Annotated in this window: 13 protein-coding genes; 5 read left to right on the top strand and 8 right to left on the bottom strand. The window is 39.8% G+C overall.

The window, feature by feature from the left end:
• Nucleotides 1–12: 12 nt before the first annotated feature.
• Together ASG14_RS02455 and ASG14_RS02450 are read right to left on the bottom strand one after the other, a co-directional pair.
• Nucleotides 13–1410, bottom strand: coding sequence for an anthranilate synthase component I family protein (locus ASG14_RS02455; protein WP_056869468.1), 1398 nt, complete (start codon nt 1408–1410; stop codon nt 13–15).
• 299 nt (nt 1411–1709) lie between these two features.
• Nucleotides 1710–2153 (bottom strand): hypothetical protein, encoded by a 444-nt coding sequence (locus ASG14_RS02450; protein WP_056870208.1) that lies wholly within the window; start codon nt 2151–2153, stop codon nt 1710–1712.
• A gap of 114 nt (nt 2154–2267) precedes the next feature.
• Here ASG14_RS02450 and ASG14_RS02445 point away from each other — a divergent pair, with 114 nt between their 5' ends.
• From ASG14_RS02445 to ASG14_RS02425, 5 genes are all read left to right on the top strand, one after another.
• Complete coding sequence (locus tag ASG14_RS02445) at nt 2268–5300, top strand: amidohydrolase family protein (RefSeq protein WP_056869467.1); 3033 nt, start codon at nt 2268–2270, stop codon at nt 5298–5300.
• Nucleotides 5290–6612 (top strand): amidohydrolase family protein, encoded by a 1323-nt coding sequence (locus ASG14_RS02440; RefSeq protein ID WP_082491390.1) that lies wholly within the window; start codon nt 5290–5292, stop codon nt 6610–6612. Before ASG14_RS02445 ends, ASG14_RS02440 begins: the two co-directional genes overlap by 11 nt.
• Nucleotides 6613–6900: 288 nt before the next feature.
• Nucleotides 6901–10029, top strand: a complete 3129-nt coding sequence (locus tag ASG14_RS02435; RefSeq protein ID WP_235528487.1) for a TonB-dependent receptor — start codon at nt 6901–6903, stop codon at nt 10027–10029.
• Nucleotides 10030–10131: 102 nt separating this feature from the next.
• On the top strand, nt 10132–11886 hold the full coding sequence (locus ASG14_RS02430) for an ABC transporter ATP-binding protein (RefSeq protein ID WP_056869464.1): 1755 nt from the start codon (nt 10132–10134) through the stop codon (nt 11884–11886).
• Nucleotides 11887–11901: 15 nt separating this feature from the next.
• Nucleotides 11902–12120: a PLDc N-terminal domain-containing protein gene (locus ASG14_RS02425; RefSeq protein WP_056869463.1), complete on the top strand. Its 219-nt coding sequence runs from the start codon at nt 11902–11904 to the stop codon at nt 12118–12120.
• Between the two features lie 460 nt (nt 12121–12580).
• Here ASG14_RS02425 and ASG14_RS02420 read toward each other — a convergent pair whose 3' ends face one another.
• The 6 genes from ASG14_RS02420 to ASG14_RS02400 form a co-directional block, all read right to left on the bottom strand.
• Nucleotides 12581–13864 carry an MFS transporter gene (locus tag ASG14_RS02420; RefSeq protein ID WP_056870207.1) on the bottom strand — a complete coding sequence of 428 codons (1284 nt, stop codon included), beginning with the start codon at nt 13862–13864 and terminating at the stop codon, nt 12581–12583.
• A gap of 94 nt (nt 13865–13958) precedes the next feature.
• On the bottom strand, nt 13959–16064 hold the full coding sequence (recG, locus tag ASG14_RS02415; protein ID WP_056869462.1) for an ATP-dependent DNA helicase RecG: 2106 nt from the start codon (nt 16062–16064) through the stop codon (nt 13959–13961).
• 5 nt (nt 16065–16069) lie between these two features.
• Nucleotides 16070–16975, bottom strand: a complete 906-nt coding sequence (locus ASG14_RS02410) for an EamA family transporter (RefSeq protein ID WP_056869461.1) — start codon at nt 16973–16975, stop codon at nt 16070–16072.
• 2 nt (nt 16976–16977) lie between these two features.
• On the bottom strand, nt 16978–17358 hold the full coding sequence (locus ASG14_RS02405) for a RidA family protein (protein WP_056869460.1): 381 nt from the start codon (nt 17356–17358) through the stop codon (nt 16978–16980).
• Nucleotides 17359–17367: 9 nt separating this feature from the next.
• On the bottom strand, nt 17368–17505 hold the full coding sequence (locus tag ASG14_RS20655) for a DUF6728 family protein (RefSeq protein WP_369817211.1): 138 nt from the start codon (nt 17503–17505) through the stop codon (nt 17368–17370).
• Nucleotides 17506–17604: 99 nt separating this feature from the next.
• Nucleotides 17605–18966, bottom strand: a complete 1362-nt coding sequence (locus tag ASG14_RS02400) for an OmpA family protein (protein WP_056869459.1) — start codon at nt 18964–18966, stop codon at nt 17605–17607.
• Between the last annotated feature and the right edge of the window lie 21 nt (nt 18967–18987).

Below are 18987 nucleotides of genomic sequence, written 5' to 3'. Positions count from 1 at the left end.
GTAAATTAAATCTTAAATACCCTTCGCCATTTCAATTGCCTTGCGTAAGGCGGCGATCTTATTATTAACTTCCTGCATTTCCATTTCAGGAACAGAATCTGCAACAATTCCAGCACCCGCCCGGTAATGCAGCTCATTATTCTTGCTCATAAAAGTTCTAATCATAATTGCGTGATTAAAATCTTCATTAAAACCCATAAAACCAATAGCACCAGCATAAAAATTCCGCCCGAGCTTTTCATTTTCATCAATCAACTGCATGGCTTTATACTTTGGTGCGCCACTTAAAGTTCCTGCAGGATAAGTGTCTGCCACCACCTTAAATGCACTAACATCCTCTTGTAAATGCCCGCTCACCTTACTTACCAAATGAATTAAATGCGAATAATATTGCACTTCTTTAAAAGATTTAACTTCAACGCGGTTGCAATGCCTGCTTAAATCGTTTCTGGCCAAATCCACAAGCATTACATGCTCCGCACTTTCTTTCGGATCTTGTTCCAGTTTCCTGGCTTGCTCGGCGTCTTCAACATCATTACCGCTACGTTTAAAGGTTCCCGCAATAGGAAAAATATTTGCTGTATTGTTCTTAATCGTAATCTGTGCTTCTGGCGATGAGCCAAAAAGCTTAAAGTTCCCGTAATCAAAATAGAACAAATACGGCGAAGGATTTATCGATCGCAGGCAACGGTAAACATTAAACTCATCGCCCGTAAAGGCCTGTTTAAAAGCCCTGGATGGTACAATCTGGAATACATCACCTCTGTAAATGTGTTTCTGAAGGCGCTCTACCAGTTGAATAAAACCTTCATCAGTTAAATTTGATGATTCTTCCCCTTTTATCTGAAACTTGTATTCTGGATAGTTTTTATTTTGAATCAGGTATTCCATTTTTTCAAGTCCACCTTTTTCTTCACCGTCGAAAGCGTTTTCGAACAAGGTTATCTCATTCTTAAAATGATCGATAGCAATGATGTAACGGTACAAATGGTACTGCATTTCAGGTATTTCCTCACCTTCGGGCGTTTCGGAAGTAAATTTAATATCTTCAAAATGCTGTACGGCATTCCAGGTAAAGTACCCGAATAAACCACTTGTTATAAATTTAATTTCAGGAATTTCTGTTTCCTTAAATTTATCTTTAAAGGCAGAAATCTGCTCCGTTAAATCCTCACTTTCAGTAATTTCCACTGAGCCATCAGGAAAATAACTTTCAAGCCGCGAGCCCCGTAAAATAATGCCCGCAACCGGATCTGCGCAAACAAAACTCATCGAATTTTCGCGACTGTGGTAGTCAGAACTTTCGAGTAAAATGCTGTTTGGGTAAACATCGCGTAAGCGTAAATAAATGCTTACCGGTGTTGTAGTATCGGCGAGTAATTTTTTATAGGTGGTATTAATTTTAAACATTACTATTCGTATTTTGGGGGATAACCGACCACCTGTCCCGGCGGTTCAGGTAAACAATTTCTCCTTTTGTTAAATCATGATAAATAAAAAGCCCGGCGTGTGGTTCTACGCCGGGCTTTAATGGTTCTTTAAGGTTTAGGTTGATAAAAATATTTCCTCATACGCAGCCGGCGCAATTCTTTTTTGAATTACCTTGCCAAAGCCATGTATGTATATTGTTGATCATTGAGTGACAAAAATATAAAGAATTTCGAAAAACGAAAATATTTTAAAAAATAGTTTTCCGATAGTTTAAATATTTACGAAACGCCGAAAAAACTTCTTCCCGGCACATCTTTAATCATAAGTAAAATTGTTACGATTATTAAAATTAAAGCCAGGCCGAAAAATACCGAGATGGTTCTGTGTTTTGCTACGGCTTCTACTGCCTTTTTTGATTTTGAATTTCCAATCGTAATCAGGATAATGGCTAAAATCATCATGCTGATGTGTTCCATTTTCCAGTAACGGCCTACGGCATTACTGCTATCTGCTTTATACCAATCGCCAATAAAATACAATGCCAAACCAATTAGTAATTGAATATGGGCACTAATTAAAGTGAATACATTCAATTTTCTATCGCCCTCTGTGTAAGTTTTATTTCCTAACCAACCAGATAAAGCCTTAATTACTGCAATAACCAGCAGGATTAAAACCAGGTAACGCCATCCTGAGTGTGCACTTTTTAAAATTTGATACATAATGATAATTTTTTGTCTACCAAAAGTAACGATTAATTGTAAAAAATAGGTTAATAAGCAATATAGACCGTAATTTATATTAGTTTTAAACAAAATAAACCCCCTAAACATATTATGAAGAAAATTTTACTCGCCTTTGCGCTGGTATTTTCCTCTACAATTTTGTTTGCTCAGCAAAACACCTATCCTGTTAATGGTTCTTATGATACCAGGCCGGGAATGTTTGCATTCACCAACGCAACAATTGTAGTAAATGCCAATCAAACGCTAACAAATGCAACGCTATTGGTAAAAGGTTCTACAATACAGGCCGTAGGTGCTGGCTTAGCCGTTCCTAAAGGTTATGTTGTTGTAGATTTAAAAGGAAAATTTGTTTATCCATCCCTCGTTGATGCCTTTACAAGTTATGGAGTACCTGAAGCGACTGTTCAGGGCCGTGGTTTTGGAGGTGGCGGTGGCCAGCGCCAGTCCATTTTCGTTTCAACTAAAAAAGGCGCTTATGGCTGGAATGAGTCTATCAGACCAGAAACCTACGTTAAAAGTATTTTCACGGTAGATAGCAAGAAGGCTGATGAATTACGCAAGGCCGGTTTTGGTAGCGTGAATACGATAAGTCGCGATGGTATTGCTCGTGGTGTTTCTGCAGCAGTAACGTTGAATGAGGGTTCTGACAATAACGTTTTTTTGAAAGATCAAACCGCAGCTAACTACTCATTTAATAAAGGAACTTCCTCAAACGATTACCCAACTTCCTTAATGGGGTCTATCGCTTTGCTTCGCCAAACCTATTATGATTCGCAATGGTACGGCAAACAAAAAGAGGAATACAACATCTCATTAGAAGAATTTGGAAAGCAACAGGCTATGCCTCAAATTTTTGAAGTTGATGGCTGGGCAAATGTGCTTCGTGCCGGCAAACTTGGAAAAGAATTTGGTAAGCAATACATCATCAAATCTACAGGCGATGAGTATCAGCGCATTAATGAGGTAAAAGCGACAGGCGCCAGCTTAATCGTACCTATATCTTTCCCGAAGGCTTTCGATGTTGAAGACCCTGCAGAAGCAAGAAACATTACCTTATCGCAGATGAAAGGCTGGGAATTGGCGCCAACAAACCCTGCGGCACTTCAAAAAGCCGGAATTAAGTTCGCCTTAACAGCATTTGGTTTAGAGAATACCCGCGATTTCTGGGCTAATATCCGTACCGCTATTGATAATGGTTTAACCGAAAAACAAGCCTTACAGTCTGTTACCGAAATTCCAGCTTCGCTTTTAGGTGTTGCCGATAAAGTTGGCTCCCTGGAAAAAGGTAAAGTGGCCAACTTTTTAATTTCGTCTGATAACCTTTTCAAGAAGGAAAATATCATTTTCGAAAACTGGGTTCAGGGCAAACGCTATATCATCAATAAAATGGATGTTTCTGATGTTCGTGGAAATTACAACCTGAATGTTGATGGCATTGGTGGCAGCTTGTTATTGAAAATTACCGGAACTTCTGGCGGTTCTACCGCAGCTATTGAAAGAAGTGGAGTTGACAGTGTAAAAACTACAGCAACGTTTTCCAGAAATGGCGATTGGGTTAGTATTAATTTTAACCTGAAGAAAAATCCTAAAGGAGATGTCCGTTTAAGTGGCTATTTAACATCGGCAAATCCGCTAACGTTTAAAGGCGAAGTGGCGCTGCCAGATGGAACATTCGGCAAATTTACAGCAACTTATAAAGAAGCAGGCAAGGAAATGCCAAAACGCGACGAGCCAAAACCGGCTTTGGCTGTTGGACCAATGCTATATCCATTTGGCGCCTTTGGTAATGCCGAATTGCCTAAGCAAGAAACTGTTTTAATTAAAAATGCAACCGTTTGGACAAATGAAAAAGAAGGTGTTCTTCAGAATGCTGATGTGTTGTTAGAAAATGGCAAAATTAAAGCAGTTGGTAAAAATTTATCTGCAGGAAGTGCAAAAGTAATTGATGGAACAGGCAAACATGTAACCGCTGGTATTATTGATGAGCACTCGCACATAGCCGGTAGCGGCGGTATAAACGAAGGTGCGCAATCTGTTTCGGCAGAGGTTCGCATTGCCGATATTATCAACTCAGAGGATGTAAATATTTATCGCCAGCTTGCTGGTGGGGTTACAACTTCACATATTTTACACGGTTCTGCAAATCCAATTGGCGGCCAGTCTCAACTTATTAAACTGCGTTGGGGTAAAGCACCAGAGGAGTTAAAATTTGCTGGCGCAGATGGCTTTATCAAATTCGCTCTGGGCGAAAACGTTAAACAAAGTAATTTTGGTACAGGCGCCCGTTTCCCGGTTACGCGTATGGGCGTTGAGCAAACCTTTGTTGATGAGTTTACGCGTGCAAAAGAGTACGAAAAAGCGATGAAGGTAAAAGGCAACAGTGTTCGCAGGGATTTGGAATTGGATGCGATTGTTGAAATTTTAAACAACAAGCGCTTTATAACCTGCCACTCATATGTTCAAAGTGAAATTAATATGCTCATCCACGTAGCGGATAGCTTAGGCTTCAAAATAAACACATTTACACACATTTTGGAAGGTTATAAAGTAGCCGATAAGATGAAAGCACATGGTATTGCAGGTTCTACCTTCTCAGATTGGTGGGCATACAAAAACGAAGTTGCTGAGGCAATTCCTTACAACGGAAAAATTATGCACAACGTAGGCGTTACTACTGCTTTCAACTCGGATGATGCAGAAATGGCCAGACACCTGAATCAGGAAGCTGGTAAATCCGTTCTTTATGGCGGCGTACCGGAAGAAGATGCCTTGAAATTTGTAACGCTGAACCCGGCAAGAATGCTTCATATTGATGATAAAGTTGGCAGTTTAAAGCCAGGTAAAGATGCAGATGTTGTGGTATGGTCAGCAAACCCTTTATCCATTTATGCAAAAGCAGAAAAAACGTTTGTTGATGGCGTTGCGTATTGGGATATTGATAAAGATGCCCAAACGATTAAAACACAACAGGCCGAGAAAGCTCGTTTAATTCAAAAGATGTTGGATAGTAAAAGCAGCGGCGTACGTACTCAACGTCCGTTTGGGAATGCACCACGCCTTTACAATTGCGAAACATTGGAAGATTATTCAGCAGAATTAAATGAAAAAGAACATGCACAGTAACCTAAAATATTTATTAAGTCTGGCGTTATCGGCATCCAGCCTGATGTGCTTTGCGCAAGCCAATATATCACCTGCCAAAAAGCAAACAAAAACCATCGCCATTACAGGCGCAACGGTACATGTGGGCAACGGAACAGTTATCGAAAACGGAACTATTTTGTTCTCTAACGGCAAAATTGTGTCGGTTACGGCCGGTGGACAAGTTCCACAGGATGACGTATTACGTATTAATGCCGTCGGAAAGCATATCTATCCAGGTATGATTGCAGCAACAACAAACCTTGGTCTGGCAGAAACTGAATCAATAAAAGCAACTTTGGATTACCAGGAAATTGGCGATTACAATTCGCACATTCGCTCTATTGTGGCTTACAATACAGACTCTAAAGTGCCTGCAACTTTGCGTAGCAATGGCGTTTTAATGGCCCAGCCAACCCCTCAGGGCGGCACGGTTTCCGGAAGCTCTTCAGTTGTGCAGCTAGACGCCTGGAACTGGGAAGATGCAGCCATTAGAATTGATGATGCCATGCACATGACCTGGCCGGTAACGCCACGCTTTAGGGGCGGCTTTGGTGGTTTTGGAAGAGGACCTGCAGCTTCACCGGAATCATTAAATGAACGCACACAAGCTGCAATCAGTCAGTTAACCTCTTTCTTTGCAGAAGCAAAAGCTTACGCCGAGATGGGAAAACCTGAGGTAATAAATACTCGTTTTGAAGCGATGAAAAAAGTGTTTTCCGGTGCGGAAAAACTATTTATTGCAGCAGAAACTCAAAAAGACCTTGTTGCGGCAGTAAACTTTGCCAAAAAGTTCGGCATCACGCCGGTTATCACCGGTGCCGACGAGGCTTACTTAGTTATTGATTTCCTTAAAGAGAACAATATTTCTGTGGTGGTAAAACAACCTCATGCGTTGCCTAATAATAATGATGATGATGTGAACATGCCTTATAAAAATGCGGCTATTTTAGCAAACGCGGGCTTAAATGTGGTTTTGAGTATTGATGGTTACTGGCAACAGCGCAACCTTCCATTTATGGCCGGCACGGTTACCGCCTGGGGTTTGGATAAAGAAAAAGCATTATCAACCATTACGCTTAATGCTGCTAAAGCTATGGGTGTAGATAAAACCACCGGAAGTATCGAAGCAGGTAAAGACGCTACGTTATTTATTTCTGCGGGCGATGCTTTAGATATGAGGACCAATAAAGTTGAACAAGCTTTTATTCAGGGCAGAGACATTAACCTGGATAATTTGCACAAACAGCTTGATAAAAAATTCAGCGATAAATATACTGCTGAGAAAAAGTAGAATCAAGCAAGGCTTTTTTATAAACCCTCCGTCGATTAATTTTGGCGGAGGGTTTTTTTGGCTTTGGTAGCATGTAACGCAGCAGGCCAACGCTTTATTTTATGAAAAAAGGTAATTTTATTTTAACATTCAGCAAGCAAATAAACAATTTGCAAACCATTTCTTAATCTAAACTGAAATTTGAGTTAACACTGCTACTGCAACTTTGCACCATAAAATCAAAAACTAATTATGGTCAAAAATTTACTATTCGCAGTATTATTGCTGTGTTTTTGTGTTTCAAATTCTTTGAGAGCACAAACCACACAGGCATCCATTTCCGGTATTGTTACCGATGAACAAAAGAAGCCTATTCCAGGCGCTTCGGTTCAGGTTAAAAACAATTCTACAGGCTTCACCACAAGAACTTCTACAAATGCACAAGGTGAGTATACATTTAAAGAACTCCCTTTAGGTGGTCCTTATTCTGTAAAAGCTTTATATGTTGGCTTTGGCGAACAAACCAGAAGTGGCTACATGCTAAATCTTGGCGATGTGGTTAAAGTTTCCATATCAATGCAGGAAGCTGCTCAAAATCTGGAAGCAGTGCAAGTGGTGGCTTCAGGTTTAAAAAATAAAGTTCAAAACTTTGGTGCATCGACGGAAATCTCCGCCAAAACCATGAACCAGTTACCGGTAAATGGTCGTAACTTCTCTAACTTAATGGATTTATCACCTTTAAGTCGTGGTGGAGGGATTTCAGGTCAATTGGGTTCATCAACAAACTATACAATTGACGGTATGAATGCTAAAAATCCAACATCAGCAGGGAGTACAACAAGCCGTAGTGGTGCGCCATACTCAATTTCAATCGAAGCGGTTCGCGAGTTTAAAGTGGTAACCAACCAATATGATGTTACTTATGGAAGAGCTGGTGGAGGCTCTGTTACAGCCGTAACCAAATCTGGTACAAACACCACAAGCGGAAGCGCATTTATGTATGGCAGAGCAGATTGGCTGGCTAGTCCTTACGATATCAGAGGTATAAAACGCGATAATGATTTCTCAACTTATCAATATGGATTTACTTTAGGTGGTGCGATCATCAAAGATAAATTGCATTATTTTGTTGGTTTAGATCACCAGAAAGATTCCCGTCCGTTAATTATTGCAGATGTGAACGGCCCTGCTGATGAAGCAAGGTTTAGAATAACCAATTCTACCCTGGCAGATTTCTTAAGTATTGCCAGAGCAAAATATGGTGTTTCAAACGATCCTCAATATGGAACATTCGACAAAAAGCGTGGTTCGGATGCTGCATTTGCCCGTTTAGACTGGCAAATAAACGACCGAAACTTGCTAACGATTCGTGATAATTATACGAACGATAGAAATCCACTTGGTTTAGCGGATAATACTGCAATTAACTTTTTCGAGAGTTATGGTAATGATAAAAACGTAGATAACAGCTTATTGGCAACATTACGCTCAACAATTAATAGCAAAGTAACCAACGAGTTAAAAGTTCAGCATCTTTATACCTATCAGGCAAGTACGCAAAACGACCAGTTGCAGTTCGCAATACCTAGAGCAGTTGTCGGAAACGTTCAATCTACCCTATCTGATGGTTCTGCGGCAAACACAGCAATTCAAATCGGCGGTCACCGTTTTGGCCAGGAAGGCTTTACAAACAACGTTTTCCAGTTGGTTGATAACTTCTACTACAACACCGATAAAATCAAATATACATTCGGTGTTGATGTAATGTATACCGATGCAAAATCACTTTATGGCAGTGAGGTTAACGGACGTTTCGAATATACAAACTCAACAGCAGGCTCATCATTACAAAATTTTAACAACTTAATTCCGAATAGATTTTACCGTGAAGTACCTTTAGTTGCCGACCCGACAGTTAAAGCCGGTATTTGGAATGCCGCAGCTTATGGCCAAATGCAGACTAAACTTGCAAAAGGTTTAGAGTTTATTGGTGGTATTCGTCTTGATTACAGCGCTTATCCAAAATCTCCGCTTAACCAGACTTTGCTGAGCGCTGTTGGCGTTAGAACAGATAACGAACTGAAACAATTTTTGGTTCAGCCACGTATTCAGTTTAACTGGGATATTAACGAGAACAGAACTGACTTTGTTCGCTTCGGTGCCGGTATCTTCGGATCGGACGTTAATAACTATGTGACCATTAATAACTTAACGTTTGATGGAACACATTTGGCAACCCTTGATGTAACTGGTGCCAACGTACCAACTCCAAATTTTGTTGGTTACCGTAATGGCACTGTCGCAACTCCATCTTTACCGGCCCTGCAAGTGCCTACAATTAACACTTACGCCGAAGACGCAAAAATTCCAGTAGTTTATAAAGCAAACTTATCATACAGTAAACTAATTACCGATAAATTAAAAGTTGGTATTACGGGTTATGCTACTTTAGGTCGCCATAATTATATGTACGTGGATAGAAATATGGCTGCAAACCCTTACTTTACATTACCAAATGAGGCAAACAGAGGCGTTTTTGTGCCTACAATTCCAAGTAATGGTGCGCCCGACTGGAAGACTGGCCGTATCAGCAATACATTTGGCCGTGTGCTTGAGTTAAACAGTAAAGGTAGAGTTAATCAGTTTGCGGTTGTCTTAGATGCAACCTGGAACTACTTTAAAGATGGAGAAATTTCTGCAAGTTTCACCTGGAATGATACGAAAGACAACACATCATACAACGGAAACGTTGCGAACTCGGCAACTTTATCGCTGCCTGTAAAAGATGACCCGAGAGACCTAAGTAACATGAGCTACTCAGATAATCAATTCAGAAATAAGGTTGTAATTTACGGTACTCTACCAACTTTTTGGGGTGTTACAGTAGGTGTTCGTTATTCAGGTATCGGCGGAACACGTTATAGTTTACTATCAGGTGCAAATAATAATGGTGATTTCGTAGCTACAAATGATTTAGCTTACATTTTTGACCCAAATAATACTAGTGTTCCACAAAATGTTCGCACAGGATTGCAAACACTTTTAAATAACCCAGATGCAAGCCAGAGTTTGAAAGATTATATCACTAAATATGCTGGCCAGATTGCACAAAGAAATGGTGGTATTAACGATTTCTTCGGTGTTGTAGATTTAAGGGTTAGCAAAAAAATCAGACTGTACAAAACGCATACACTTGAAGTTTCCGGAGATATTTTCAACTTCGCCAACTTATTAAATAAAAAGTGGGGTGTAAATGAATCATTAGGTAGCCAGGCTTTGTACGCACTTAACGGAACAGCTGCAACAGCTACTGCACCAGCGGTTCCGAATTACGATTCGGCAGCGAGAGCATTTAATTATCGTGTAAACAATTCGGGGATTGTTACGCCTTCGGGAAATCCATACCAGTTCCAAATTGGTTTGAGATATGGATTTTAACCGCTAACATTTGCGGTATCTTATCACAGCGTCATAAAAAAAGGGAATGGATTTTTATCCGTTCCCTTTTTTTATGTTTGCACTTACAAACAACAAAACTTAATGGGATTATTAATCGACTACCTGAAAAACCACAAATGGATTGTGGCTTTAGCATTATTGCTTGCAGGTGTAAATATTGGCTTTTCTTTAATGGATCCTTACTTTACCGGTAGGATTTTAGATTTATACATCAACAAACGCTCATCATTTACCAGCAAAAGCACGTACATATGGGGTGCACTCGGCTTTATTGGCCTGGCTATTGGTGCGGCAATGGTTTCACGTATTGCGAAAAACTTTCAGGATTATTTCACCAGCGTTATTGTACAAAAAGTTGGCGCAAAAATGTATGCTGATGGCTTGCAGCACTCACTTAAATTGCCATATCAGGTTTTTGAAGATCAGCGTAGCGGAGAAACTTTAGGTGTTTTGCAAAAAGTTAGACTCGATTCTGAAAAGTTTATCACTTCTTTTATCAGCGTATTGTTCGTAAGCTTAATCGGGATGGTTTTCGTAATTGTGTATTCCGTATCGATAAGTTACAAAGTAACGCTGGTCTATTTTGCCGCGATTCCAATTATCAGCTTTGTAAGTTGGTTTTTAAGTCGTAAAATAAAAACCATCCAACGATCGATAGTTGGCGAAACAACAGCGCTTGCGGGTTCTACTACAGAATCTTTAAGAAACATTGAATTGGTAAAAAGTTTAGGTCTGGCCGATCAGGAAATCGAAAGGTTAAACAAAACGACTTACAAAATCTTAGGCCTGGAACTTAAAAAAGTGAAATATGTGAGAAGCATGAGCTTTGTTCAGGGCACAACTGTTAACCTGGTAAGGAGTTCAATGATTGTTGTATTGTTGCTGTTAATTTTCGATAACACCATTTCTCCAGGACAATATTTCTCGTTCTTATTCTACTCATTTTTCCTTTTCGGACCGTTGCAGGAACTTGGTAATGTAATTTTAGCCTGGCGTGAGGCTGAGGTTTCACTGGGCAACTTTAAAAAGATTTTGAGTACACCTGTTGATAAAAAACCTGTTAATCCGATATCTATTAAGAAGATTACGGAACTGGCTTTCAAGGCTGTGAGTTTTAAGCACCTTACCGCAAACAGGAACGCTTTAGAAAACATTTCTTTCGATACTCATAATGGGCAAACCATCGCTTTCGTTGGCCCATCGGGCTCAGGAAAATCTACCCTGGTTAAACTTTTGGTTGGCTTGTATCCGGCTAAAGACGGCGAAATTTTATATAATGGTAATCCGAGTAACGACATTGATTTAGATGCTTTAAGAGAAAAAATTGGCTTTGTAACTCAGGATACACAGCTTTTTTCGGGCACAATACGAGAGAATTTATTATTCGTAAACCCTACCGCAACCGATGAGGAGTGCTACAAAGTTTTGAAGCAGGCAGCCTGCCAAACGTTATTGGCCAGGGCAGATAAAGGTTTGGATTCATTAATTGGTGAAGGTGGCGTAAAGGTGTCAGGTGGCGAAAAACAGCGCCTATCTATTGCCAGAGCATTATTGCGCCAGCCAGACATTTTGGTTTTTGACGAGGCAACATCTTCGCTGGATTCGATTACTGAGGAGGAAATAACAAAAACCATCAGATCGGTATCTGATTTAACGGACCACATTACCATCTTAATCGCACACCGGTTATCCACAATAAAACATGCTGATGTTATTTACGTTTTGGAGAAAGGCCACATTATTGAACAAGGAACGCATGAGAGCCTGATTGCACAAAATGGCTTATATCAGGCAATGTGGCGCCAACAAATCGGCGAAAGAATTGTTGAAGCTTAATAGAAAATTCTTTTTATGTTACTTCAGGCAAACGTTAACAGCAACCATATTGCGCTATTCATTATTATTCCGGCTGTTTTATGGCTTGTTTTAATCCTGGTTGCACTTTATCACATTTCGAGAAATAGCCAGATGAGTTTCGGCGTTAAAGCTCTGTGGTTTATTATCATTATCCTGGCACCTTTTTTAGGTTCAATCATCTATCTTATCTGGGGTAAGAATAAACAGTTTTAGCGATTTGTCTCGGAGATCGCTTGTATTCTGTTGAGATTCGGTGTTTTTTCTTTAACGAGTTAATATCCAACATTCTGCGGAAATCTGCAATTATCTGCGGGAAGAAATTTTTTTAATTAATATCATTATCGCTCCCGCGGATTTCGGTGATTTGCGCAGAAAAACTTCCATCACGCATAAATAGAGTAGCTTTAATATTCTGCGGAAATCTGTGTGCATCTGCGGGAAGAAACTTTTCTAGTTAACATCATTGTCTCTCCCGCGGATTTCGGTGATTTGCGCAGAGAAATTTTCATCACGCATAACTAGTATAATTTTAATATTCTGCGGAAATCTGTGTGCATCTGCGGGAAAAAACTTTTCTAGTTAACGTCATTGTCTCTCCCGCGGATTACGTTGATTTGCATATTGAAAAATTACCATTCGTATGAAAGTAAATCGATAGAAAACAAACATCGAACTAAAGCTTGCTTGTCTGTTCGTTAATATCCTGCAGGCTTAGTTTCGTTAATGATTTCGTTTTTAACCACGTAACAAAGGCGATTCCAATCGTCATACTGCCACCGAAAACCACTGCCGGAACTAAAGTTAATAGCTTTGCCGAGAGACCAGATTCGAACTCTCCGATTTCATTAGAAGACCCGATAAACATGCTGTTAACAGCCGAAACCCTCCCTCGCATTTCATCAGGCGTGAGCAACTGCATAATTGTTTGCCTGATAATGACACTTACGCTATCGAAAGAGCCTTCCAGGAATAAGAAAAAAAGCGTGAGATAGAAGTTTTTAGACAATCCATAGCAGATAATACTCAGTCCAAAGCCGGTAACTGCTATCAGCAAATTTCGCCACGGTTTTCCCATAGGCGAAAAGCGGGTCATGGCTAACATCGTGATTACAGCGCCTGAAGAAGCAGCACCACGCATCATCCCTAAACCAAAAGAACCTAGATGGAAAACATCCTTCGCAAACATGGGTAGCAAAGCAACCGCGCCACCAAAAAACACAGAAAACAAATCAAGACTCATTGCCCAAACCATCATTTTGGTTTTAAAAACGAAATTAATGCCTTCCTTTAGGCTGTGGAAAATATTTTCTTTCGGAATATAGGTTGATGGATGTTTCTTAAAAGTGAAAATGCAAATCAGAGAGATGGACACCAGTAAAACGATAACGCTGTAGGCTGCAGTAATTCCCCAAAGCCAATTCACCAGGCCGCCGGTTAAAGGGCCGATAATTGTGGCCAGTTGCCAGCTGCTACTGTTCCAAGTACTCGAATTAGGATACAACTCTTTAGGAACAATCTTCGCCATTAACGAAAAAGTTGCTGGTCCGAAAAAGCCCCGGGCTAAACCAATACAAAAAACCAGCCCGTACATAATCAGTACGATAAGGTCTTCCTTAAGGTGGAGGTATTTGCTGGTAATAACCAACATCAAAACAGAGGCCAGCCATACGCCTGAAAAAATCTTAATTAACAAACCTCGCTTCTCACTTTTATCGGCAATGTAACCACCATATAAAGCGATGCCAATTGCGGGTATAGCCTCACAAAGTCCAACAAGGCCAAGTTTCAAAGGATCGTGGGTTAAATCATAAATATGATATCCAATTACGACCGCCTGCATTTGGTAAGCGAGCGTAAAAAAGAAACGCATCCCTAAAAAAGAACGAAATTCTTTATAACGCAATGCAGCGAAAGGATCTGGTTTTAAAACAGCTGGGTCCGGATTTAAATCTGCCAATGGAATGATATATTTTTTTACAAAATTAAGGTTTGGAAAATAAAAATTGGCATAGAATATTTCCTTTGGAAACAAACCTTACTACGAAATGATATTAGGAAATTTTATCAAAAGATATCCCTCTTTCTAACCTTTGCAAGTGAGCTTTGAGCAATGCATGTTCAGGCTTCTCCAGCTGTGAATCGGTTTCGAACATTTCGATTACGGTATTTCTCGCTTCTGAAAGAATAACCTGATCTTTCGCTAAATCGGCAAGTTTTAAATCGAGCACACCACTTTGCTGCGTACCTGTAATGTCTCCCGGGCCGCGAAGTTGTAAATCAATTTCCGATATCTCAAAGCCATTATTGGTTCTAACCATCGTTTCTAAACGAACTTTCCCTTCCTTACTTAGTTTATTACCGCTCATTAAAATGCAAAAAGAATGGTCGGAACCCCGGCCTACCCTGCCCCTTAACTGGTGTAATTGTGATAAGCCAAAACGCTCTGCATTTTCGATTACCATAACTGATGCATTTGGCACATTCACGCCAACCTCTATCACCGTTGTCGCAACCATAATCTGGCTCTTGCCCTCAATAAATTGTTGCATTTCGAACTGTTTATCGGCGTTTGGCATTTGCCCATGAACAATGCTAATCTGATAGTCTGGACGGGGAAACTGATAACTCAACTGCTCTACGCCGGCTTCCAGGTGAAGCAAATCAAGCTTTTCACTTTCCTTAATTAATGGATACACAATATAAACCTGCCTACCCTTTGCAATTTCCTGCTTCATAAAACCGAACATCCGTAGGCGTTGGCCTTCAAACAGGTGTCTGGTATCAATAGGTTTTCTTCCAGCCGGGAGCTCGTCAATTATCGAAACATCCAAATCTCCATACAAAGTCATTGCAAGTGTACGGGGAATTGGCGTTGCCGTCATCACCAGAATATGTGGCGGAATGATATTTTTTCGCCATAATTTTGCTCTTTGCTCAACCCCGAAACGGTGTTGCTCGTCAATTACCACCAGACCCAGGTTTTTAAACTGTACTTTATCTTCTATCAAAGCATGAGTTCCGATTAAAATATCGATCTCGCCATTTTCGAGCTGCTCATGCAAAATTATTCTGTCTTTCTTTTTCGTATTTCCGGTTAAGATGGCAACTTTAACTAAATCATCCGTAACCAATTCGGTAACCGAAGCAAAGTGCTGCCTAGCCAAAATTTCCGTTGGCGCCATCATACAAGCCTGATAACCATTATCGTTAGCTAAAAGCATGCTCATTAACGCAACCGCTGTTTTCCCACTACCTACGTCGCCCTGCACAAGCCGGTTCATTTGCACACCACGTTGCGTATCAATCCTGATTTCTTTAACAACACGCTTTTGCGCATTGGTTAACTCAAAAGGCAAAAATTCTTTATAAAAGCGATTCACTTTCTGGCCAACCTTCTCAAACTTTACCCCTTTAAACTTCAATTGCCTTAACTGCTTGTTGTGCAATAGCTGAAGCTGAATAAAAAACAACTCTTCAAATTTCAATCGTCGTTGAGCGGCATTTAAATCGCTTTGATTTTTTGGGAAGTGGATATTTAGTAAGGCCGTTCTTTTATCCGGCAGCTGGTACTTATCTAGGATATACGGCGGTAAGTTTTCAGGAACCTGAGCAATCACCCGATCCAGTAGTCCCGCTATCAATCTTTCTATACCCTTAGAATCGAGCGTAAACTTTTTTAACTTTTCTGTAGAATTGTAAACGGGCTGTAAGGTGAGATTACCCCGCCCAACTAACTTATTCTGGTAAAGTTCCATTTCTGGGTGAGAAATGCTAAACGTTCCGTTAAATAACGTTGGCTTGCCAAAAGCGACATAAGCAACGCCAACGGTGATGTTATCTTCCACCCATTTTAAACTTTGAAACCAAACCATTTCCATTGTCCCTGTGTCATCTTTAAACACCGCAACAATTCTCTTGGTACGCTTCTCTCCAATTACTTTTTTACTTATAACCCGGCCGATTATCTGAATGTATTGAGCATCGGGGTTGATTTGATTTATTTTAAAATACTTTGTTCTGTCGATATACCGAAAGGGATAATGCGAAAGCATATCACGGAAGGTGAAAAGTCCGAGGTCTTTCTTAAAAACATCGGCACGACTAGGGCCTACGCCTTTAATAAATTCTATAGGCGTGTCTAAAACCGAATTAAACACAATATCTACCGTTTCTTGTAAACAACATTTTTTAACAATTGCACGTTAAAAATAAGTATCGATAAAAGCAAAAGCAAGTATGCAAATAGCTGATGAATATCTATTTCTTCTTTAAAATAGAAAAATGCAACTGCAAAAGCAACAATTGGGTTAAGGTAAATCAAAATTCCGAGTGCCGAAGATGGCATGCCCAGCAAAGCATATGCATTCAAAAATAAAGGAATGATGGTAAACACGATTGCGATTAGCAGGATATGGCTCCAAAAAAAGCCGTCTGCAGGAAAAGGATGAGCTTTTATAAGATACATTGGCAGCATAATTAAACCCGCAAGAATTAACTGTATACCCAGAAAGTTAAACTTATCAACGTTTTGAATTACCTTAACCACTATTACGTATAAGGCATAAAATGATGCAATTACAACTGCCCATATCACTTCATACATTGACCCTGTAGCAAGCAGCAAAATGCTTACAAACGCAAGCATAAGTGCGAATACTTTAATTTTACTAAGTCGCTCTTTAAGAATAATGAACCCACCGAGCGCTGTTACGAGCGGGCAAACCATGTATGCAAAAGCTGCAGCCTTTAAGCTAACACTATTTACTGCATAGATATAAGTAAACCAATTACCGGTTATTAAAAAAGCAGAAAGAAGTGTGAGGAATAAGAGTTTGCGTTGCTCTGGCGGATTTAGGGCTTTCACATAATCCAGATCTTTTTTTAATGCTTGCCGCCTAAATAACGCAATGGTTACCCAAACCATTACAATAGAAACGAAAATCCTGTAATATAAAATCTCCTGCGGTGGATAGTGTTTTATATTTCTCAGCGGGATAGACATCGTTCCCCATATAATATAAGGAATAATGCCGGCAAGGAAATATTTACTTTTACCTGCCGCTGCCAAAATTACGCTACTATGGCAATAACCGAAATTTCTACATTAACATTTTTTGGCAAAACAGATACCTGAACAGTTTCCCTTGCCGGGAAGTCTGCTGAAAAATATTGTCCATAAATTTCGTTCACCTGAGTAAAAGTACCCATATCGCTTAAAAAGATTGTTGATTTAACTACGTTATCGAACGTTAAACCCGCCTCGAGCAAAACGGCCTTTAGGTTGCGCATCACCTGATGAGTTTCTTCTTCAATACTGCCAATGTTTAATTCGCCGTTTTCAGGGTTAATAGCCACCTGACCCGATACAAACAAAAAGTTGCCAGCTTGCACTGCCTGGCTATACGGCCCGATTGGTGCAGGCGCATTTGTTGTAGTAATTATCTTTTTCATTAATGTAGATTATTTTGCAAGCCACTGAATGAGCTTGTAGATGATACCTGCAAGGAAAACGGAAATGGCCAGCGCATTAATAAAATGCATAATTCTCAAGTTGATGTTATTTGGCCGGTTTGGATCTTTTTTCCTGAAGAAATACATAGTACAAACTTAGCTAAAAAGGCTTAGATCAAAAATTAAAAGGCATAAAAAAAGTCCCGATTTGCATCGGGACTTTCCTTTAAACTTTATATTGAAATACTAGTTTCTAGCAGTTTCAACACGACGGTTTTGGATACGACCTTCTTCAGTATCGTTAGAAGCAATTGGGTTAGCTTCACCATTACCTTTAGTAGCAACTTGACTAGCGTTAACACCAGAGTTTACTAAGTAAGTTTTAACAGAATTTGCTCTGTCTTTAGATAATTTCAAGTTATATGCAGCAGTACCTTCGCTTGAAGCGTAACCGTTTACAGTTACTTTACCACCGTTTTCACGTAACACTGAAGATAATTTATCTAAAGTAGGATAAGATTCAGTTTTTAATACTGATGAGTTAAAATCAAAACCGATTTTTTCGAAACCTGTTACATTTGATACTGAATCAACTGCAGCTGGTTTTGGAAGTGGACATCCTGAACCATCAACAGCAGTACCTGCAGGAGTTCCTGGGCATTTGTCGAATTGGTCAGCAACACCGTCACCATCAGTATCTTTTTTCAAATCTTCAACAGATTTTTCAACAGCAGATACGCGGTTTTTCAAAGCTTCAACTTCTTGACGTAAAGTTGGATCTTTTAAATCATCATACATTGTAGCTAATGGGTTAGTCCATTCTAAGCTAGGTTTAGCAGAAGAACCTAAAGAGAATTCTAAACCAGCATAACCGTAAGAGAATTTATCTTTAGTAGTACCTTGAGCGTAGATTCCGTCAAAGTTATCAGCATCGATAAAGTTCATAGTGTAACCTAAGTTGAAGTTAACACGCTCAGAAACTTTAAATTTAACACCAACACCTACTGGAATGTACATTCCTTTTACGTAGTCTTTAGCCTCGTGTGGATCTCCAACAGGACCAGTAGCTTTACCTTTCCAGTCGATAACTGTACCATTGTTGTAAGTTACTTTTGGAGCATAAGCCATATAACCAGCACCAGCAGTAACGAAGAAACCTACAGAGTTTTCACGACGTAAGAAATCGATAGAACCAACGTTAACAACACCACGTAAATCTACAGCATATTGTAATTGAGTTTCGAATTCTTTAGCAGTTGAACTACCTGGAGCGATTGGACCGTTTGTAGAAACGTTAGAACCAGATACTTTACCACGTAAACCGTTTAATTCTAAAGCGAAAGAGTGACCTAGTTGTTTACGGATATTTAAACCGTAACCTAAGTTAACATCCCATGAGTTAAAATCGTTAGAACCGCCAATAGCAACAACTGGAGCTAAAACACCTCCGTTAACGCCGATTGACCAAGTTCTGTACTGTCCTCTTCCACCAAACACTTTGGTAGAAGAAGTTGTTGCAGGAGCATCCTGAGCAACAGCAAGAGTAGCAACTCCTGTTAATGCTACTAAGGAAAGCGCAACACTTTTCTTTAAAGTAGAATAATTCATAATCTTTTTTTCTTTTTTAAG

Origin of the sequence: Pedobacter sp. Leaf194, from assembly GCF_001423945.1 — a bacterium.
Classification (GTDB): Bacteria; Bacteroidota; Bacteroidia; order Sphingobacteriales; family Sphingobacteriaceae; genus Pedobacter.
This window is presented reverse-complemented; position numbering and strand designations above follow the sequence as displayed.